The 18,992-nt window shown below is 71.2% G+C and carries 22 protein-coding genes; 15 read left to right on the forward strand and 7 right to left on the reverse strand.

The annotated features are described in order from the left end of the window. Nucleotides 1-5 precede the first annotated feature (5 nt). From VM889_05420 to icd, 4 genes are all read left to right on the forward strand, one after another. On the forward strand, nt 6-365 hold the full coding sequence (locus tag VM889_05420; protein HVL47975.1) for a Rieske 2Fe-2S domain-containing protein: 360 nt from the start codon (nt 6-8) through the stop codon (nt 363-365). A gap of 84 nt (nt 366-449) precedes the next feature. Then, entirely contained in the window at nt 450-770 is a 321-nt protein-coding gene (locus VM889_05425) for a hypothetical protein (GenBank protein HVL47976.1), read from the forward strand. Next, nucleotides 767-1,108, forward strand: a complete 342-nt coding sequence (locus tag VM889_05430) for a hypothetical protein (GenBank protein HVL47977.1) — start codon at nt 767-769, stop codon at nt 1,106-1,108. Before VM889_05425 ends, VM889_05430 begins: the two co-directional genes overlap by 4 nt. A 27-nt stretch (nt 1,109-1,135) precedes the next feature. Beyond that, on the forward strand, nt 1,136-2,497 hold the full coding sequence (icd, locus tag VM889_05435) for an isocitrate dehydrogenase (NADP(+)) (protein HVL47978.1): 1,362 nt from the start codon (nt 1,136-1,138) through the stop codon (nt 2,495-2,497). Nucleotides 2,498-2,690: 193 nt separating this feature from the next. Here the strand turns inward: icd and VM889_05440 are convergent, their stop codons facing one another. Continuing rightward, the gene (locus VM889_05440) at nt 2,691-2,960 is read right to left on the reverse strand and encodes a hypothetical protein (protein ID HVL47979.1); all 270 of its coding nucleotides are present in this window, start codon (nt 2,958-2,960) and stop codon (nt 2,691-2,693) included. 227 nt (nt 2,961-3,187) lie between these two features. Between VM889_05440 and tuf the strand changes: the two genes are divergently transcribed. Further along, on the forward strand, nt 3,188-4,459 hold the full coding sequence (tuf, locus tag VM889_05445) for a translation elongation factor EF-1 subunit alpha (GenBank protein HVL47980.1): 1,272 nt from the start codon (nt 3,188-3,190) through the stop codon (nt 4,457-4,459). Nucleotides 4,460-4,647: 188 nt separating this feature from the next. Here tuf and VM889_05450 read toward each other — a convergent pair whose 3' ends face one another. Both VM889_05450 and VM889_05455 read right to left on the reverse strand, forming a co-directional pair. Beyond that, nucleotides 4,648-5,940 (reverse strand): hypothetical protein, encoded by a 1,293-nt coding sequence (locus tag VM889_05450; protein ID HVL47981.1) that lies wholly within the window; start codon nt 5,938-5,940, stop codon nt 4,648-4,650. 388 nt (nt 5,941-6,328) lie between these two features. Then, nucleotides 6,329-8,068, reverse strand: coding sequence for a hypothetical protein (locus VM889_05455; GenBank protein ID HVL47982.1), 1,740 nt, complete (start codon nt 8,066-8,068; stop codon nt 6,329-6,331). Between the two features lie 109 nt (nt 8,069-8,177). Between VM889_05455 and VM889_05460 the strand changes: the two genes are divergently transcribed. Further along, entirely contained in the window at nt 8,178-10,235 is a 2,058-nt protein-coding gene (locus tag VM889_05460) for a CocE/NonD family hydrolase (GenBank protein HVL47983.1), read from the forward strand. Here the strand turns inward: VM889_05460 and VM889_05465 are convergent, their stop codons facing one another. Next, nucleotides 10,236-10,553: a hypothetical protein gene (locus VM889_05465; protein HVL47984.1), complete on the reverse strand. Its 318-nt coding sequence runs from the start codon at nt 10,551-10,553 to the stop codon at nt 10,236-10,238. Nucleotides 10,554-10,697: 144 nt separating this feature from the next. Between VM889_05465 and VM889_05470 the strand changes: the two genes are divergently transcribed. From VM889_05470 to VM889_05500, 7 genes are all read left to right on the forward strand, one after another. After that, nucleotides 10,698-11,225, forward strand: a complete 528-nt coding sequence (locus tag VM889_05470) for a hypothetical protein (GenBank protein ID HVL47985.1) — start codon at nt 10,698-10,700, stop codon at nt 11,223-11,225. A 118-nt stretch (nt 11,226-11,343) separates the two neighbouring features. Beyond that, nucleotides 11,344-11,655, forward strand: coding sequence for a 30S ribosomal protein S10 (gene rpsJ, locus VM889_05475; GenBank protein HVL47986.1), 312 nt, complete (start codon nt 11,344-11,346; stop codon nt 11,653-11,655). Between the two features lie 82 nt (nt 11,656-11,737). After that, nucleotides 11,738-11,953, forward strand: a complete 216-nt coding sequence (locus VM889_05480) for a hypothetical protein (GenBank protein HVL47987.1) — start codon at nt 11,738-11,740, stop codon at nt 11,951-11,953. A gap of 37 nt (nt 11,954-11,990) precedes the next feature. Further along, nucleotides 11,991-12,557 (forward strand): DJ-1/PfpI family protein, encoded by a 567-nt coding sequence (locus VM889_05485; protein HVL47988.1) that lies wholly within the window; start codon nt 11,991-11,993, stop codon nt 12,555-12,557. Nucleotides 12,558-12,581: 24 nt separating this feature from the next. After that, on the forward strand, nt 12,582-13,055 hold the full coding sequence (locus VM889_05490) for a PaaI family thioesterase (protein HVL47989.1): 474 nt from the start codon (nt 12,582-12,584) through the stop codon (nt 13,053-13,055). Between the two features lie 60 nt (nt 13,056-13,115). Beyond that, on the forward strand, nt 13,116-13,856 hold the full coding sequence (locus VM889_05495; protein ID HVL47990.1) for a hypothetical protein: 741 nt from the start codon (nt 13,116-13,118) through the stop codon (nt 13,854-13,856). A 40-nt stretch (nt 13,857-13,896) separates the two neighbouring features. Continuing rightward, complete coding sequence (locus tag VM889_05500) at nt 13,897-15,201, forward strand: amidohydrolase (GenBank protein ID HVL47991.1); 1,305 nt, start codon at nt 13,897-13,899, stop codon at nt 15,199-15,201. Here the strand turns inward: VM889_05500 and VM889_05505 are convergent. Both VM889_05505 and VM889_05510 read right to left on the reverse strand, forming a co-directional pair. After that, nucleotides 15,188-15,871, reverse strand: coding sequence for a TIGR00289 family protein (locus VM889_05505; GenBank protein ID HVL47992.1), 684 nt, complete (start codon nt 15,869-15,871; stop codon nt 15,188-15,190). The two genes, VM889_05500 and VM889_05505, sit on opposite strands and share 14 nt — an antisense overlap. Next, nucleotides 15,871-16,668: a carbon-nitrogen hydrolase family protein gene (locus VM889_05510; GenBank protein ID HVL47993.1), complete on the reverse strand. Its 798-nt coding sequence runs from the start codon at nt 16,666-16,668 to the stop codon at nt 15,871-15,873. Before VM889_05510 ends, VM889_05505 begins: the two co-directional genes overlap by 1 nt. Before the next feature lie 61 nt (nt 16,669-16,729). Here VM889_05510 and VM889_05515 point away from each other — a divergent pair, with 61 nt between their 5' ends. Both VM889_05515 and VM889_05520 read left to right on the forward strand, forming a co-directional pair. After that, nucleotides 16,730-17,575: an NAD+ synthase gene (locus tag VM889_05515; GenBank protein HVL47994.1), complete on the forward strand. Its 846-nt coding sequence runs from the start codon at nt 16,730-16,732 to the stop codon at nt 17,573-17,575. After that, nucleotides 17,572-18,081: an NAD(P)H-dependent oxidoreductase gene (locus VM889_05520; GenBank protein ID HVL47995.1), complete on the forward strand. Its 510-nt coding sequence runs from the start codon at nt 17,572-17,574 to the stop codon at nt 18,079-18,081. Before VM889_05515 ends, VM889_05520 begins: the two co-directional genes overlap by 4 nt. On the opposite strand, the gene VM889_05525 is transcribed toward VM889_05520, so the two are convergent. Continuing rightward, nucleotides 18,078-18,989, reverse strand: a complete 912-nt coding sequence (locus VM889_05525) for a rhomboid family intramembrane serine protease (protein ID HVL47996.1) — start codon at nt 18,987-18,989, stop codon at nt 18,078-18,080. The two genes, VM889_05520 and VM889_05525, sit on opposite strands and share 4 nt — an antisense overlap. Nucleotides 18,990-18,992 lie beyond the last annotated feature (3 nt).

Genomic DNA, 18,992 nt, shown 5'->3' on the forward strand with positions numbered 1-18,992 from the left:
CGCGCATGGCCGATTGGGTGCGCATCCCGGACGGCGCGCGGCTCGGGGAAGGCGACCGCCTCGTCGCCGAGGCCGCGGGACGCCGTCTCGCCCTCGCGCGGGCGGGCGGGAAGCTCCGCGCCTTCGACGAGCGGTGCCCCCACCGGGGCGGCCCTCTTTCGGAAGGGACGCTCGCGGGGCGCCTCCTCACGTGCCCCTGGCACGCGTGGACCTTCGATCTCGAGACGGGCGCGCACGTCGTCAACCCCGACGCCGGGGTCGGCCTCCACGCGGTGCGCGAGGACGGTCCCGACGCCCTCGTCGCGCTCGAGGCCTCGCCGCCCCCCCACGGGCCGTATTATCGCGGGACCCTGCCGGGCCCATGACGTTCGCTGGGACGGGTTCATGAAGGGAAATCCACCCGGGACGCATGCGTTCTTATAGCAGGCCTTGAAGAATCGCCTGCAAGGATGCCCGCTCCCGACGTGCTCTTTCCCGTCATGGATCTCGTCCTGGCCGGCGCCTACGCGGCCTGGTTCACGTCGTTCGCCACCAAGGCGCGCGCGGAGGACTCGCTCCGCAGAATGGTCTCGCGGCACGGCGAGGTCCGCCGCTCGGCGCTTGCGGCCGCGGCCGGCCTCGCGGCGCTCGTCGCGAGCTATCTCCTCGCGGCCCTCGGGGGCCTCGATCCCGCGTCGTGGCTCAAGCTCGCGGCGTATCCGTTCTTCGTCTACGGCGTCTTCTGCCTCGCCCGCGCGACGTTCGCCGACGCCCGGGGGGCTCCCGCGTGACGGCCCAGGACGCCCTCCTCGCGCAGGCCTTCATCGCGGCCGCGCTCCTCGGCCTCGTCGTCCTCTTCGCCGCGCGCTTTGCGACGCCCGCGCGGACGCAGGCCGCCCTCGAGCGCCTCCTCCGGAAAAGACTCGTGTTCCAGATGGGCGCCTTCCTGCTCGTGGCGGGCATCGCCGTCTCCGCGATCGCGGATGCGACGCGCTGGCTCACCGCGCTTCCCGAGAACGACCTCACGGTGGCCGCGCCCACCGCGGCCGGCTACCTGCTCGTGGTCCTCGGCGTCGGAGCCTTCGTCCACGCCGCCCGTCACGACGGGGACCGCCCGCGCCAAGGTTGAAATACCCCCACGGGGGATCGGCCGCCCATGCCCGGCGCCCGCATCACGATCCGCCCGGACGGATCCCTCGACGTCCCCGACCGCCCCGTGATCCCGTTCATCGAGGGCGACGGCACGGGCCCCGACATCTGGCGCGCGGCCCGGCCCGTCCTCGACGCGGCGGTCGCGAAGGCGTACGACGGCCGACGCGCGATCGAATGGAAGCAGGTGTGGGCCGGCGAAGCCGCGTTCAACGCGACGGGCGAGTGGCTCCCGAAGGAGACGCTCGAGGCCTTCCGCGAATACGTCGTCGGCATCAAGGGCCCGCTCACGACGCCCGTCGGGAAGGGCATCCGGTCCCTGAACGTCGCGCTGCGCCAGGAGCTCGACCTCTACGCGTGCGTGCGCCCCGTCTACTACGTGCCCGGCGTGCCCGCGCCCGTGCGCGAGCCCGCGAAGATGAACATCGTGCTCTTCCGCGAGAACACCGAGGACGTCTACGCGGGCATCGAGTTCCAGGCCGGGTCCGCGGAAGCCGAGAAGCTCCGCTCGTTCCTCGTGAAGGAGCTCGGCGTGAAGCCCGGCAAGTTCCGCGGCGACAAGGTCGGCCTCGGCGTGAAGCCGATGAGCGAGGAAGGCTCGAAGCGCCTCGTGCGCAAGGCGATCCGACACGCGATCGAGAACCGGCTGCCCTCCGTCACGCTCGTGCACAAGGGCAACATCATGAAGTTCACCGAGGGCGCGTTCCTCGCGTGGGGCTACGAGGTCGCGACGACGGAGTTCCGCGCCCAGTGCGTCACGTGGGAGGAAGTGCAGAAGAACCACGGCGGCAAGGTCCCGGCGGGCAAGATCCTCGTCCAGGACATCATCGCCGACAACATGTTCCAGCAGCTCCTCACGCGCACGGACCAGTACTCGGTCCTCGCGACCGCGAACCTCAACGGCGACTATCTCTCGGACGCGGCCGCGGGCCAGATCGGCGGCCTCGGCATCGCGCCCGGCGCGAACATCGGCGACGGGTACGCGGTCTTCGAGGCGACACACGGCACCGCGCCCAAGTACGCGGGTCAGGACAAGGTCAACCCCGGCTCCGTCATCCTCTCGGGCGTCATGATGCTCGAGTACCTCGGGTGGAAGGAGGCCGCGGCCCTCGTCCGGCAGAACTTCGAGAAGACGGTGAAGCAGAAGACCGTCACGTACGACCTCGCGCGCGAGATGGGCGTCGAGCCCGTGAAGGCGAGCGCCTTCGCGGCCGCCATCATCGCGAACATCGAAGGGCGCTCCGGCGCGAAGCCGAAGAAGCCCGCGAAGAAGACGGCGGCGCGCCCGGCCGCGAAGAGAGCGAAGCGCGGCGCGAAGGCGACGCCGAAGCGCGGCGCCAAGAAGCCCGCCGCGAAGCGCCGCCGCTGATTGCGCCTTCGCTCAACCGCGCGGGCCGCGGAAGACGGAGCCGCGCTCGACCTCGCCCATGTCGAGAATCGCTGTGACGCGCGCCGTCGCCCGTCGCCATCCGACGATCCCGCGAGGGCCCTCAAGGGCCAGCGACGCCGGGAGCCGGGCGAACCCGGAAGGAGCGCAGGCGCGCGATGGACCGGGGCCCTTGTCAGGCGACGGGGCCGGATTCCTCGCTCGCGAGGATGGCGGAGACCTCCTCGCGCGCGACCTCGCGGACCATCTCGACACCCTTCGCGAACCGGCTCGTGAGCACGAAGGCCTGCACGGCCCGGTGGTCCGGCGCGCGGATCTTGACCAGGATCTCGAAATGGCCGTAATGGACGTGATGCCGCTCGAGCACGGTCGGATCGCGACCGAGCCGTTCGAGCACGGCGTCCACCTGGCCGGGCAAGGCGTCGACGAGCACGTAGGCTTCCAAGTCCTCTCCCCCATCTTCACGAGGGACGGGAGGGTCCTAAGGCTTCCCGGGCCTGCAATGGGAATCTTCAAATACGGGCGGGGGGTTCCAGCGGCCGATACCGCGCGGCTGCGAGGGCCTGCGGCCGGGAATTCTCCCGGGCGCTGCGTGTCCGAGCCTACCCCGCGCGGCTTCAGCCGGCGTGGCGCCTGAAGTCGGGAATCACGTCGAGATAGGAGGAATCCACCATGGCCGAGAAGCCGCACATGAACATCGTGTTCATCGGGCACGTCGACGCCGGCAAGTCCACGACTGTCGGCCGCGTCCTGCTCGACACGGGCACCATCGAAGCGCACATCATCGAGAAGCTCCGCAAGGAAGCGGAGGAGAAGGGCAAGGGCGGGTTCGAATTCGCCTACGTCATGGACAACCTCAAGGAGGAGCGCGAGCGCGGCGTCACCATCGACATCGCGCACAAGAAGTTCGTGACGAACAAGTACTACTTCACGATCATCGACGCCCCCGGCCACCGCGACTTCGTCAAGAACATGATCACGGGCGCGTCGCAGGCTGACGCGGCCGTGCTCGTCATCTCCGCAGTCTCGGGCATCGAGGCCCAGACGAAGGAGCACATCTTCCTCGCGAGGACCCTCGGCGTCGAGCAGCTCATCGTGTACGTCAACAAGATGGACGCGCTGCAGCCCGCCTTCGACCAGAAGAAGTTCGACGCGCTCAAGGAGCAGATCGAGACGCTCATCCGGACGGTCGGCTACAAGAAGGAGAACGTTCCGATCATCCCCGGCTCCTCGTACAAGGGCATCAACATCACGAAGGCCCCGGCCGAGATGGGCTGGTTCAAGGGCCCGACGCTCCTCGACGCCATGAACGGCCTCAAGGAGCCCTCGAAGCCCACGAACCTCCCGCTCCGCCTCCCGGTGCAGGACGTCTACTCGATCACGGGTATCGGCACGGTGCCGGTCGGCCGCGTCGAGACGGGCATCCTCAAGATCGGCGACACCATCATCTTCAACCCCTCGGGCGCGACGGGTGAGGTCAAGTCGATCGAGATGCACCACGAGCAGCACCAGCAGGCCGTCCCCGGCGACAACGTCGGCTTCAACGTCCGCGGCATCGACAAGAAGTCGATCCGCCGCGGCGACGTCGCCGGCAAGGCGGACAACCCCCCGAAGGTCGCGAAGGCCTTCGTCGCCCAGATCGCCGTCCTGCAGCACCCCTCGGTCATCGCCGCCGGCTACACGCCCGTGTTCCACATCCACACGGCCCAGCTCGCGTGCACGTTCGAGGAGCTCCAGAAGAAGATGGACCCGAAGACGGGCCAGGTCAAGGAGGAGAACCCCCAGTTCCTCAAGACCGGCGACATCGCGATCGTGAAGATCCGGCCCTCGCGCCCCCTCGCGATCGAGCGCTCCAAGGACATCCCCCACATGTCCCGCTTCGCGGTCCGCGACATGGGCACGACGGTCGCCGCCGGCCTGTGCCTGGACCTCGAAGAGCGCTGAGCGCAGCGAAGCGCGAAGCGAGGTCCAGGCGAGCACGAACCCGCAGGTTCGTGCGGTGCCTCGACCTCGAAGAGCGCTGAACGCTCGATTCGCCGGCCTCGGCCGGGACCCGCGCCGCAGGGGATCTGCGGCAGTCCTTTCTTTTCACCCTCGATGGACGAGCCGCGGCCGCGTCGCGTCAGCGGAGCCTACAGGGTGTCCGCGAGCCAGGCGAAACACGCGGGCTCCGGCACGCCCCGGGCAATGGGTGGCGCAAGAAGCAGCGACGGGCACCCCGTCGCCTCGCGCTCGAGCGTCACATCGTACACGCCTTCGGTCTCCCCGCGCCAGAGCGTGATCATGAAGTTCGCACCCGCTTCCCCGAGGAGGCGCCAGCGGACGGCGCAGGGATCGTCGCTCGAGTATCCGACCACGAGGGCGCCTTCGGATTCGACGTTCGCGGCGATCGGTCGGCAATCCCGCGTCCGGATCGTGAGGATCGCGTGCTCGCCCGCGTCCAGCGTCGCCACGTAGGCGTCCTCGTGGTCGACGTCGTCGATGCATCCCGTCGTCCCGCCGAAGCCGAGGGGGTGGACGCGGCCGTAGCGGGACGTGTCCCATGACGTGCCGCCATCGCCGATCCCGAGGCAGGCCCGGGGCGCGAGGGGATGGAGCGCGATCGCGAAGCGATACGCCGTGCCGATCTCGTCGGTGGTCCGCGCCGTAACATGGTATGTGCCATGGACCCGGCCGAGGTCGATCTCGTGCGGGCCGCAACCGTAGACGAAGATTCCCGTGTAGGTCTCGAGGCCGGCGTGGAAGCGCACGCGGCAATCGTCGCTCTCGAACCGCACGACGAGGCGGTGATCCTTGGGAACATCGATCCGGTAATCGTCCTCGTCGTCGTAGCGGTCGAGGCAACCCGTGAACGCACCGGCCGCGAGCCACGGACCGGTATAGGAGGCCGCGTCCTGACCCGTACCCCCGTCGTCCTGGGGGGTCGGGCAGAATCGGGGCTCCGGCGAGTCCTTGGCAAGGGTCAACCGGTAGGCGCCGTTCCCTTCGATGCGCCACAGGTGGACCGTGTGCGTGCCGGTGCCCTTCGCGACGTAGGCCACCCGCAGGGCCCCGCATCCGTCGCCGCCATTCTGGTCTTCGGCCGCATATGCGTTCGATATCCACACGAGGAATCGGCCGCACCCGGTCCGGTCGACGGTGAGGTCGTAGCGGTGGCCCGCCACCGCCCCGAACGTGTAGAAATCGGACGCAGATCCCGCGAACGGTGGTGATTCCTCGTTGCCGATGCAGCCCTCGTAGGTGCCTTCCGCGATGGCCACAGGGCTCGACTCGGTCGCGTCGCGACCGCTCCCGGCGTCGTCGGAGGCGCTCTCGAACGGCGCGCACCAGGGCGAGGCCGCGACGGGACCGGCGGTTCCCGCGGGGGCCGCAAAAAGGAACGCGACGGAGACCAGGAAGGCGAGGCTTCGGAAGACGGCCGTCACGGGACCTCAGCCCGGGGCCGTCGACATGAACTTTGTCGTGTCCTCGCGCGCGTGACAGCCGTCGCGCCCGCCCTGCGGCCGCGCGCCCTTCGCGGGCGCGGCCACACCTGTTCGAGGAGCGTGGGGACCACGAACACGACCGTGTCGCGCGCGATCTTCCCGGCCTCGTTCGTCGTGAGGACGTCCGCGACGCGCTCGTCGACGTCCTCCCCGTCGCCTCGATACGGCCCGCCTCGGTCTCGATGGGGCCCGTGGGCCGGCCCTTGAAACGGAAGAGCACAGGGGGTGGCCTCGGGAGCCGACGACGCGCTCCTCGGCCCACCGCACGTTCTCGCCTTCCCCGCACGCGCCTCGCGCGGGCGGCGAGGATGAGGGTCGTGGCCGGCCTTCAGAGGCTCCGGATCACGTCGCAGTCGAACACCGTGTCGACCACGATTCCGTCCGGACTGTTGTATTTCACGCCCACGATCTCGGTGCACGCGCGGACGCCGGATTCGAGGGTTCCGGTCGGGAACACGAGGTGGCGGGCCGACGTGTAGACCCCCACGGTGCCCTGCGACGGGCTCGCCGTGCTCGCGAGGTGGATCGTGATGGGATCCGTCCCCGAATAGAGGATGCGACGGGGCTCGCCGACGCAGTTGTCCAGGGTGGGGTTCGCCTTGCACGCCGCGCCGAGAACCGCCGGCGGATCCACGAGGAGGACGCCGGGCGTGGGCCAGACGGTGAGCGGCGTGATCGTGAGGGTGAGGTTCGAGTTGTGGCCCCCTTGGGGCGTCGAGATGCCGATCGGGTTGAACTCGCCCGCGGAATCATCGTACTGATCGGGAAGCGGTCGGCTCCCGCCCTCGTAGGGGTCGGCGGCCGCGATGCCGATGAAGCCGTCGCCATTGTAGTCGCGCCAGATGCCCGTGCGCACCTCGAACGCGAGGATGCCGGGCGCGGACGCGCCGTCGGGGGTGCCGACGCGCTCCATGCTCGAAGCGCCGAGGCCGGTGCGGGGCAGGAGGTCGAGCCAGCCGCGGGCTTCGGCCGCGAACTCGGCGTGGCGGCCGGCGGCGCTGTTGCCGCTCCCGAGGTCCGTTTCGCGCTCGTAGCGGGGGAAGAGGGCTCCCATGGCGGGCCCGAGGGTCGCGCCGAGGGGCGTGTCGCCGAGCGGGACGGGTCCGGGCCGGCACCGATTGGGGCAAAGCCCGAGGCTCGGGCTGCTCACGGCGTTCGTGAACGGCGCCGCGACGGCCCCGTACAGGGCCGCGACGGGGCCGGGGGCCACCGCCGAGTACAGGTCCACGTCGACGAGCGTGGTGTCGCGCGGGATGAAGGGGAAGCGGGGATCCTCGCCGGGGAGGAGAATGATGTCGTTCGCGGTGACGACCGTGATCCGCTGGAGGAGCGACCCCTCCGTGAAGACCATCACGTCCTGGTTCGAGCCGGTGTCCCAGAAAGCGTTCTGTCCGATGAGCTTGTAGGTGAAGTCCGGCTGGGTCTCGCGCGGACGCGAGTAGGACGCCAGGTTGGGGTGGCTGCCGGGTTCCACGAAGCTCGCGAGGGCGGCGCCCACGACGCCGCTCGCGGTCGCGCTCTTGATGATGACCCATTCGTTGCCGTCCCCGCCGGACCAGGGGGCCCCCACGGAGCGGGACGACGTCTGCGAGGATCGAATGACGTTGTCCTCGTTCGCGTCGTTCCACAAGCCGAACCAGGCGTGGAACTTCGCCGCGCCCGGCAGAATCGTGGGGGGAAGGCCCAGGCGGCGCGTGAGGCTGTCGCCGCGGTGCGCGTCCTTGTACGCCCCGTCCACCGACGTCGCCGTATTCGGGGGCCCGACGAGCGCGGGATCCGCGTAGCGCAGCGCCTCGAAGTAGCCGAAGCTCGCATGGTAGCTGTCCAGGATGCGCACGCCGACCGGCGGGTGCGAAAGCTGGGTCGGGGTCAGAGGGCAGCTCTCGCTGCCACTCGTATGCACCGCCTTCACGCAGTTCGACTGTCCGAGGTCGGCTTCGAACGATGGAGGCTCGGCGAGCTCGACGGACACGTCCGTCGCAGCTTCGAGGCGGTAGGGGTCCTGCGCGAGGACCGACGGGACGACCAGGGACAGGACGAGAAGCAGCGCCATCGATGCGATACGCACAGGCAGGCCTCGGTCCCGAGGTCGGCCAACGGGAGATATAGATACCGGCCCCACGTCGGGGCGAGGTCGCCCACAATCTACTTCTACGCCCGAGCGGGATCGGCGCGGGATGACCCGCGCCATCGTCCTCGCCCTTCTCCTCGCGCTTCCCGCCGCCCTCGCCGGGTGCTTCGCGCCCGCCGATGAGGACCTGCGCCCCGGAAGCGTCGACCTGCTCGAGGGACTCGTCGTCGAGGGCGCGAAGGCGACACGTCTCGAAAACGGCGACCTGAACCTCGTGTGGGAGGGCGTGATCGAGGGCAAGAGCGTCCCCGTCGTGTTCCCGGTCCCGGAGGGCGTCACGTACGTCGAGGCGACCGCGACGGTTCCTGCCGGACGCTCGCTCGACCTGCGCGTCGTCGGCAACTCGACGGGGCGGCTCCTTTGCAACACCCACAAGACGGCGAGCTTCCTCGTCGACGCGAAGGGCCGCGTCTCGTGCTCGGGCCTCGGCGTCGCGTCGCCGGGCGAGGACTGGAAGGCGATGCTCGGCGCGTCGAATTCGCTCTCGGCGCCCGCACCGTTCGTGCTCTCGGTGAACCTCAGCACCGCGCCCCTCGACGGGTCCGCCGCGCTCATCCGCTGGGACCGGCTCTCGCGCCCGATCCACAAGGCGCTCGAGACGGAGACGGTGAAGGTGCCCGCAAGCGTCGACGGGGCGAAGCTCCACGTCGAGGTCACGCGCCCCGCTATCGAGGAGAAGGTTCCGACCATCCTCGTGTCGAGCCCGTACAACTACAATGCGCGCGCGGCGGGCAACCGCCCGTCGGATTCGCTCATCCTCGCGATGGTGCCGCGCGGGTATGCCGTCGTCGTCGCGGACGTGCGCGGCTTCGGCAACTCGGAAGGGTGCGTCGAGGTATGGGGTCCGAAGGAGCAGAAGGACCAGTACGACCTCGTGGAGTGGGTCGCCGCGCAGCCGTGGAGCGACGGCAAGGTCGCGTTCTACGGGCAGAGCTACGTGGCGACGACCCCCGTCGAGGCGGCCGTCCAGCGCCCGCCCCACCTCACGACGATCGCGATCGTCGCGCCCGTCATGAACACGTGGGCCGACTGGCACTTCGGCGGCGTCCCGAACGGCGAAAACGTCGGGTCTCCGCGCAGCTACCAGCAGGGCGGCACGGAGACGACGCCCGAGGACGGGAACCCGCTCGCGACGGTCGCGCACACGGCGAACGGCTTCTGCGACGTCACGCTCGCGGCGCGCGCGAACGACCCGCGCGCGCTTTACGACGCGTTCTACAAGGAGCGCAACTTCACGGCGCGCGCGAAGGAGATCAACGTCCCCGTGTTCTACACGCAGGGCTTCTGGGACGAGAACGTGAAGGGCGAGATGATCGTCGGCTTCTTCGACGCGCTCGACGTCCCGAAGCGCGCCTTCTACGGCCCCTGGCACCACCAGCACGCGGTGCGCGCGGACATGGAGCTCACGCTGCGCGCCTGGTTCGACCACTGGCTCAAGGGCATCGAGACGGGCGTCATGGACGGACCCCTCGTCGAGGTCCGCACGCCGCAGGGCCTCGCGCGCGAGGCCGAATCGTGGCCGCCGGCCCACGCGACGCCGCGCGCGTTCCACCTCGCGTCCGGGAAGCTCCAGGACGCGTCCGGGGCGGGCGAATCCACGTATCTCGCCTTCCCCGCGAAGACGGTCCTCGCGAACCTCCTCCCGATGGCGCCGACGCCGACCGCGGTCCGCTTCGCGTCGGAGCCGCTCGCCGAGCCTCTCTACGTGTCGGGCAAGGGCGTGTTCCGCTTCAACGCGAAGCTCGCGGGCGCGGACAACTCCTACTTCGCGGCGTACCTCCGCGACGTCGCGCCCGACGGAACCTCGACGCTCCTCACGTTCGGGTGGCTGAACGCGGCCCATCGCTTCGGGCACGAGCGGTACGAGCCGGTGCCGCCGAACGCCCCCGTCGCGTACGCGCTTTCGCTCCTTCCCGCGGACCACGTCGTCCTCGCGGGCCACAAGCTCGTCCTCGAAGTCCGCTCGGCGGACCTCGCGGACTGGTCGCAGGCCGGCGGCGCGACGGAACCCGGTCTCGTGACGCTCGACCACGCGCGAAGCGCGCTCGAGCTGCCGACGCTCCCGCTCGAATCGCTCGCGCCCGCGCCGCGGTCGGCCGCGTGATCACGCAAGCGGCGTCGGCGCGAATCCGGCCGCAAGGCGCGCGAGGAGGTCGCGCGCCGCGTCCCACTCCTCGCGTCCCTCGGACGTGGCCTCGAAGCCGCGCGCCGTTTCGATGGCGCGCGCGTCCCGCAGGAGCCGGTCGAGGCTGTCCTCGGCGACGTCGCGGTCGAGCGCGGGGTCGAACGCGGAAAGGCGCGCAAGGAGGTCCTCCCGGCGTCGCGGGGCCGCCGCGACCTCTGAAAGGATGAGCGACTCAGCGACCGTCCGTCGGGCGCGGTCCAGGTACTTTTCTCCCAAGGTGCCCAAGGTCCCTTTCACCCGACGTCGCAGGCGGGCGGGCGAGCAAGAACGTGGCGCCTTGGAGAAGGGCTGTACAACAATCCTTGACCGGATTCCCGCGCGAGCCCGGGCGGGCTCCTATCGAGGCGAATCTTCATCATCGAGGCCGCGCGTGGGCGCGGCATGCGGTTCTCGTTCGAGGCGGCGGGGTTCGACCTCGCGCCGGGCGCCCTTTTCGGCGGCGAGATCCTCGCGGAGCCCGGCCCCGGCGGCCTGCGCGCGGAGCCCGCGGGAACCCCGGACCGCCTCCACCTCGTGGACGGCCGCATCCGCGCGACGGGCCGCGTGCTCTACGCGGCCCGGGAGACGTGGACGCGGAGCGACCTCGGCGCCGAGCCGCGGCGCCGCGTCGTCGCCTCGCTCTTCGCGGGAGGGCTCACGGTCCTCGTCATCGCGGATGCCGGCGACGAGCCCCGCGAGGGCGTCCCCGCGACGGTCGAGGGCCCGTTCCGCATGGTCCTCGCCCCGGGGGACGAGCGCGCTCCGCCCCGGCCGCGCGCGGACAGCCTCGTCACGTGCCCGCTGACCTTGCGCACGGCGCACGTCGCGCCGGGAAGGACGCCGGTCGTCGAGGCCGACGTCGTCCGCGTGTGGCCGGTGGAGGTCCTCATGCCGGGGGAAGGCGGGCGCGCCGAGCGCCTGCGCCTGTGAAGCAAAGGTATAAGACGGACCACGGATTCCAGCGGTTGCTCCCGAGGTTGTTCCGGGCCCGAAGAGCCGGGATCCGGAAGGAATTCGGGGCCTTCAGCAACCCCTCGAGGTCGAAACCATGGCTCACACGGCCCGCATCTCCCTTGCCGGCACCGACCCCAAGAAGGTCGACAGCGTCTGCATCCAGATCAAGACCATCGCCGAGCGCACGGGCGTCCGCATGTCCGGCCCCGTCCCGCTCCCGACGAAGCGCCTCGTCGTCCCCGCCCGCAAGTCGCCCGACGGCGAGGGCTCGGAGACGTACGACCACTGGCAGCTGCGCGTCCACAAGCGCCTCATCGACATCGACGCCGACGAGCGCGCCCTCCGCCAGCTCATGCGCATCCAGGTCCCGGACTCGGTCAACATCGAGATCGTCCTCCGCACGTGAGGACCCGACCGGTCCACAGGGGCGGTCCGCCACAGGGGAACGCGCGATGCGTTCAAGAGGGTGGAGGAGAGACGACAGCACCATGTCGGACCTTCGCTCGTTCATCGGCAGCCGCTGCCCCCACTGCGCCCAGGACATCCTGCAGCCCGCTCCGGAGACCGCGCGGATGCCGATCAAGGACCGCCTCTCCTGCCTCGCGTGCGGCACCGTCTTCCGGCTCGCGGACCTCGAGGAGCGCGTCGCGCGCGGCGGATTCCTCGCGCGCCTCTTCGCGCGCCCCGACCGGCGCTCGGCCTGAGCCAAGATTTTAGGCGCGCCGCGGACCTTCGCGGCGCGTGCGCCTTCTCTCCATTCTCCTTCCCGAGGGCTTCGACGAGGCCGACGCCGCCCTCGCGTTCCACACCCTGCGCGCGGCGCGGGCCCTTGGCGCCTCCTTCGAGACGGAGCTGCTCGCCGCCGACCCCGTGGTGCTCGGCGCGCACGGGCTGCGCGTCCTTCCTTCCCGCCTCGGGTGGGACCTCGCGCGAAGCGAGGCCATCGTTATCCCGGCCGTCGACCCCGCGCGCCTTCCCGCGACGCTCGAGGACGCGACCCTCCTGCGCGCCCTCGCCCGCTTCGACACGGGACGTCGCCGGGTCTGCGCGCTCGGGAACGGAGCGCAGCTCGTCGCGCGCGCGGGACACGTCCGCGACCGGCGCGTCGCGGGCGCGGGCCCCCCGGGCGAGGTCCTTCGCGCCTCCGGGGCGACCGTGGAGCCGGGCCCGGTCGTCGTCGACGGCCACGTGATCACCACCCTTCCCGGCGCGCGCGCCCGCCGGGAGGGCCTCCTCGCGCTCGTCGCGGCCCTCGAGGGGGAAGCGTTCGCCGCGCGGCTTGCGGCCGAGGGCGCCGCAAGGGCTTAGCCCTCGCCCGCCCGTCGCGGAGCCGTGCCCGTCGACGAGCAGGTCCGCAAGACGCTCAGGGTCCCCGCCGAACTCCCGCCCGTCGCGAAGCTCCTCGGGATGGACCTCGCGAGCGTCGGGGCCGGCATCGCGACCTTCACGCTCGTCGCGGACGAGCGCCACCACAACCCGATGGGTTCGGTCCACGGAGGGATCCTCGCGGACCTCGCGGACGCCGCGATGGGCTTCGCGGTCATCAGCACCCTCGCCAAGGACGAGACGTTCACGACCGTGGAGATGAAGGTCGACTTCATCCGCCCGGTCTTCTCCGGGAAGCTGAGATGCCTCGCGCGCGTCGTGAACCGCGGCCGGACGCTCGCGTTCGCGGAGGCGGAGATCGAGAACAAGGAGGGGAAGATCGTCGCGAAGGCGACGAGCACGAACATGGTCCTCAAGCGCGCGGGCGACGCCGACCCGTTCCACCACCGCCTCCGCCACCGCGAGGGCCACGACGGGTGAGCCGCGGAGCGATTCGCAACGGTTAGATAGGCTCACGCGCAGTCGAGCACGGGTATCGGGATGCCTCTCGACTTGATCAGCATCGGCGTCGGCGCGGCCGCGGGCGGGATCGCCACCGCGATCGCCCTGAATCTCGGAGTCCGCAAGGTGAGGAGCGCGCCCCTGCGCGTATCGCCCCTCTGGGGCGTCGACGACGTCCGCTCGCCGGGCGCCGCGCCCCCGCGCATCATGACCGAGTACATCGGCGAGGGCGTCGCCATCCCGGACGGCGCGCGCATCCTCGTCCCGAAGACCTCGCTTGCCACGGTGCCTCCCGACGTGCTCGCGCGCGCCGAGGTCCGCACGCACGCGGAAGTGCACACGAACGTCGTCATCGGCGACGACCGCGTGCTCGTCGTCTCGGGGGCGCTCCGCCCGAAGACCTGGGCCGCCTCCACGCTCGACGAAGCCGCCGTCGCGCGCCTCAAGGCCGAATTCCAGCGCCTCTGGGAATCCGCCGAGCCCTACTTCGAACGCGTCACGGTCGCGGAGGCCGGGGAGTTCGCGGGCCGCATGGTCGAGATCACGGGCACCGCGGGCGACCTCGTCGACTACCAGTCCCGCAAGATGCTCAAGGTCACCGACCGCGAAGGTCGTTCCGTGAGCGTGGTCACGAAGGACGCGGGCGCTGCCGGCTTCCAGGGCGCGACCGTCCGCGTGACGGGCCGCGTGAAGGGCGACGGCGCCCACCCCTTCATCGAGGCCCGGTCGATCGAGCGCGTCGCGACCGAGGAGCGCCGCGCCGCGGTCCCGGTCCGATAGGCCCGATCGTTTTTTCTCCCCCGCGGGGCCTTGCGGCCCCGTGGGTTCCCTTCTCGTCCGGAACGCCGTGATCCTCACCCAGGATGCCGCGCGCCGCGTCGTGCGCGGGGACGTCCTCGTCGAGGACGGCGTCATCGCCGCCGTCGGCGAGGTCCGCGCGACCCGCCCCGACCGCGTCGTGGACGCCGCGGGCGGCCTCGTCACGCCCGGCCTCGTGAATGCGCACACGCACGTCCCGATGACCCTCTTCCGAGGGCTCGGCGACGACCTCGTGCTCGAGCGGTGGCTCGAGGACCGCATCTGGCCGGCCGAGCGCAGGCTCGACGAGCGCGCGGTGCGCGCGGGAATGCGGCTCGGCCTCGCCGAGATGATCCGCACGGGCACCACGCTCTTCGCGGACATGTACTTCTTCCCCGAGGCCCTCGCGGAGGAGACGCGTCGCGCGGGCCTTTACGCGGTCGAGGCGCACACGTTCCTCGACTTCCCCACGCCCGACGCCAAGGTGGAGGAGATGGAGTCGAAGGCCCGCGCGTTCGTGAAGCGCTTCGCGGACGATGCTCTCGTGACGCCCGCGCTCGGGCCGCACTCGACCTACGCCTGCTCGGAGGCGACGCTTGCGAAGGTCTCCGGGCTCGCGGACGAGCTGGGCGGCGCGCGACCCCTGCGCGTCCTCACGCACTGCGCGGAGACGAGGCGCGAAGTGCTCGACGTCGAGGCGAGGAACGGGCGACGTCCCGTCGGGGTCTTCGAGAGGGCGGGCCTCTTGCGCGACGGCGTCGTCCTCGCCCACTGCGGCTGGGTGACGAAGGAGGAGGCGCGCCGCATCGGGGCCGCCGGCGCGTCCGTCGCCCACTGCCCCGTCTCGAACATGAAGCTCGCGACGGGCGGCGTCATGCCGCTTCCGGAGCTCGACGCCGCGGGCGTCGCGGTCGGCCTCGGGACGGACGGCGCGGCCTCGAACAACACGCTCGACGTCCTCGAGAGCGCGAAGTTCGCGGCGCTCGCGCAGAAGAACCACCGGTGGGACCCGACCGTCGTGCCGGCTGAGCGCGCGCTCGACCTCGCGACCCGCGACGGCGCGCGGGCGCTCGGCTTCGGGGACGTGACGGGCTCGATCGAGCCCGGCAAGCGCGCGGACCTCGTCCTCTGGTCGACGGACGCGCCGCGGATGGCGCCGATCCACGATCCCGTGAGCGCGCTCGTCTACGCCGGGCGCGGCGACGACGCGCGCCTCGTCGTCGCGGGCGGCCGCGTGCTCTACGAGGACGGTCGGTTCGCGACGCTCGACGTGCCGCGGGTCGTGCGCGAGGCGCGGTCGGAGGCCGAGCGCGTCACGCGGCCGTGACCTTCTCGACGAGGCGCGTCTCCTCGATGCGCCAGACGCCGCGGTCGCGCCGCCATTCGGGCGTCGCGCGCGTGACCTCGACGCGGGAACGGAAGAGCGGTCCGTCGAGGACGATGGTCTCGTATTCGCCGCCTTCCCCGGCTGGGTTGATGCCCTTCGACCGCGCGAGCGCCTCGAGCGCGTCGCGCGACTCCTTCGTGAGACGGCGTCCGAGCCACTCGGGGCCGAGGCCGTCGGCGCTGGCCGCGACGAACCTCACGTCGAAGGCCCCCGCGATGAGCGTGTCGAGGATCTCGAGCGGCGGCTTGTGCCAGAGCGGCGTGAAGGTCTTGAGGCCGAGCCGCTCCCCGACGCGCTCGACCCGGACGCGCTGGTATTCGCTCGCGACGGCGCCCGCGACGAGGCCGTCCACGTCGAGGCCTTCGAGGCCGCGCGCGAGGTCGTCCACCTCGCGCTCGGCTTCGCCACCGCTCTCGATCGTCACGAGCGGGAGGCCGATCGCCTCGGCGAGGACGGGCGCGACGTGGAGGTTCGGGACGTGGAACATCCACGAGTCGTCGCGGGCGGGAACGACCGTGACGAGGTGGGTGACGTCCCAGCCCTGCGAGCGCGCGACCCATGCCGCGAGCGTCGAGTCCTTGCCGCCCGAGAACAGCGCGGCGACGCGCACTATCGGCCCGCCTCGAGCAGCGCGCGGAGGATCTCGGGCCGGGTGTCGCGCAGCGCCGGACGCTTCGCGCGCGCCTCGCGGACCTCGGCGAGGTCGATCTCGAGGCGCAGGATACCGGGCTCGTCGTCGGGAAGCCTCGCCTTGAGGTCGCCTTTCGGACCCCACGCCTGGGCGCCGCCCCAGAACGGGATGGTGTCCTGGAAGCCCGCGATGTTCGTGTAGAGGAGGAAGGCGGTCGTTTCAATCGCCCGGGCGGGCATCACGGCCTCGAAGTAGCGCTTCGACGTGACGGGGGACGCGCTGATGCAGACGATGATGTCGGCGCCCGACATCGCGAGCGTCTTCGTCACCTCCGGGAAGAAGAGGTCGTAGCAGATCGCGAGGCCGACGCGGCCGTGCGGGGTTTCGAAGACGGGAAGCGTCGAGCCTTCGCGGAACCAATGCCCCTCCTCGAACACGCTGAACGTGGGGAGGTACACCTTGTCGTAGGCGCCCTCGAGCCCGGGACCGATGATGTAGGCCGCGTTGTGCACGACGCCCCGCGCGCGGCCTTCCCGAGGCCCTCCCACGACGACGGTCATGTCCTTCGCGCGCGCGGCGTCGCGGATCGCGCGGACGGCCTCGGCCGTCTCGGCCGCGGCGAGCGGGATGCCGTCGCGCAGGCCGTAGCCCGAGAGGTACATCTCGGGAAAGGCGACGAGGTCCGCGTCCTCGCGCCGCACGACGTCGAGGACGTGGGCGAGATTGTCCTTGACGCTGCCGAGCACGGGTCGGTGGGCGACGAGCGCGACGCGCATGCGGGGGCATCGCGCGGCCCCCCCATTGAACCTTTTTATGCGGAGGGGGCGTTCCTGCCGCGTGGACCTCGCCCCGAACGCGGACATCCCGGCCGCGCGCCGCATCCTCGTCCGCTTCCTTGGCGACGCCGTCGAGCGGGCCCGCGCGGAGGGCGTCGTGCTCGGGGTCTCGGGCGGCGTCGATTCGGCCGTCGTCCTCGGGCTTGCGGTCGAGGCCCTCGGCTGCGCGCGCGTCGCGGCCTTCGCGATGCCGCACGCGACCTCGGACCCGACGGACGAGGCGCACGCGCGGCTCGTCGCGGAGCGCTTCGGGGTCGGCCTCGCGCGCGCGGAGGTGACGCCCATCACCGACGCGGTGGAGGCCGCGCTCCCCGACACGCCCTTCGATGCGCGCTCGCGCGGAAACGCGAAGTCCCGCGCGCGCATGATCCTGCTCTACGCGCACGCGAACGCGACGAACCGTCTCGTGCTCGGCACGGGCAACAAGAGCGAGCTCCTGACCGGCTACTTCACGAAATACGGCGACGGCGCGGCGGACCTCTACCCGCTCGGCGACCTCCTCAAGACGGAGGTGTTCGCGCTCGCGCGCCTTCTCGGCGTCCCGGAACCCGTCGTCGCGAAGCCCCCGAGCGCGGGCCTCGCGCCGGGGCAGACGGACGAGAGCGACCTCGGCATCGCGTACGCGGACCTCGACCGCGTCCTCGTCGGCCTCGAGGCGGGCCACGACGCCGCGACGATCGCGCGCGTCGCGCGCCTATCGCCAGCCCTCGTCGAGCGCGTCGTTCGGAGGATGCGCGATTCCGAGCACAAGCGATCGAGCCTCGTCGTGCCGAAGCTGAGCTTCCGGACCCCGGGCCTCGACTGGAGACAGCCCCGCGAGGGCGCGGCGGCGGAGGGAACACGATGACGCGGATCCTCGGCGTGAGCGGCACGCTCCGGAAGGGCGGGAACACGACCATCCTCCTCGAGGAGGCCCTCAAGGCCGTCGCGGGCCGCGCGGAGACGGACCTCGTCGCGCTCGCGGACGCGGCGAACGGCGAGCAGCCGCCGAAGGCCGCGCTCGCGGATCTCGCGCGCCGGTTCGAGGCCGCCGACGCGGTCCTCATTGCGACCCCGAGCCACTTCGGCGCGCCGAGCGCCGCTCTCAAGGCGCTCCTCGACGAGACGTGGGAGGCCGCGAAGGCGCACCGTCTCGAGGGCAAGCTCGCGGCGGCGCTCGTCGTCGAGGCCGAAACGGGCGGGGAGCTCGCGGCGCAGGCCCTCGCGCACTGGGCGCACGTCCACCGCATGGATTTCCTCGGCTACGTCGTGGGCCGCGGGCTCAAGGAGCGCGAGGTGCTCTTCGACATCAAGGCCGTGCGCGGGGCGCGCGGGCTCGCAACTCGGGTCGCGGACCGCCTCGAGAGGCGCTAGCCTTTCGCGAGGTCCAGCTCGAACTCGCCCCCCGCGCACCGCACGGTGGACTTTTCGCGCGCGAGCGCGTGGCCTGAAGGGCATCGGGCCTTGCGGACGAGCTTCTCGACCCACGCGTCCCTGAACGTGGCGTCGTCCGCGGCCGTGCCCGTGAACGTCTCGATCTTTGCGAGGATCTCCTTCGTCTCGGGCGTGGTCGCAAGCGCGGCAAGCGCGGCGTCGGTGGCAAGCGGCGTCGTCGGCGCCCGGAGCCGGTTCTGGAAAGCGAAGGCGGCCGCGAGCCCCACGAGGAAGCCCGAGAAGTGGCCCCACCACGCGATGCCGGTCTGGGCGAACATGTAGGCGACGTTGAAGCCGAGATAGATGAGGAGCACCCCGAAGCTCGGGAACCAGAACACCATGATCCCGAGAAGGATCGGGAGGTTCTTCCTCGGGAAGAGGACGGCGTACGTCGTGAGCACGCCGAAGATCGCGCCCGAGGCGCCGACCGCAAGCGAGAACGGCGAAACGATCCGCGGGAGGATCTCGGCCATGCCGAGGTGGCCGAGCGCGGCCGCGAAGCCCGCCGCGAAGTAGACCACGAAGAACGTCCGCTCGCCCAGACGATCCTCGAGCGCGGCGCCCGCCGTGAGCAGGATGAAGAGGTTTCCGACGAGGTGGAACGGGTCCGCGTGCACGAACATGTAGGTGAGCGGAGCCCACCAGGTCGCGCCCGAGAGGAAGGCTTCGCTCCTCAATCCGAGCTGGAGCGTGACGAAGGGGTCCGCAAGCTGCAGCGCGAAGACGGCCATGCTGAGCACCCCGAGGCCATAGGCCTTGGGGAACGCCCGCAGGCGGACGATGACGACGGTGCCCACGAGGATCAGGGCGAGGCCGGCGATCGCGAGTCCCGTCGGGAGCAGGGCCACGCC

The sequence above is a fragment of the Candidatus Thermoplasmatota archaeon genome (assembly GCA_035540375.1).
Lineage (GTDB): Archaea > Thermoplasmatota > SW-10-69-26 > JACQPN01 > JAJPHT01 > DATLGO01.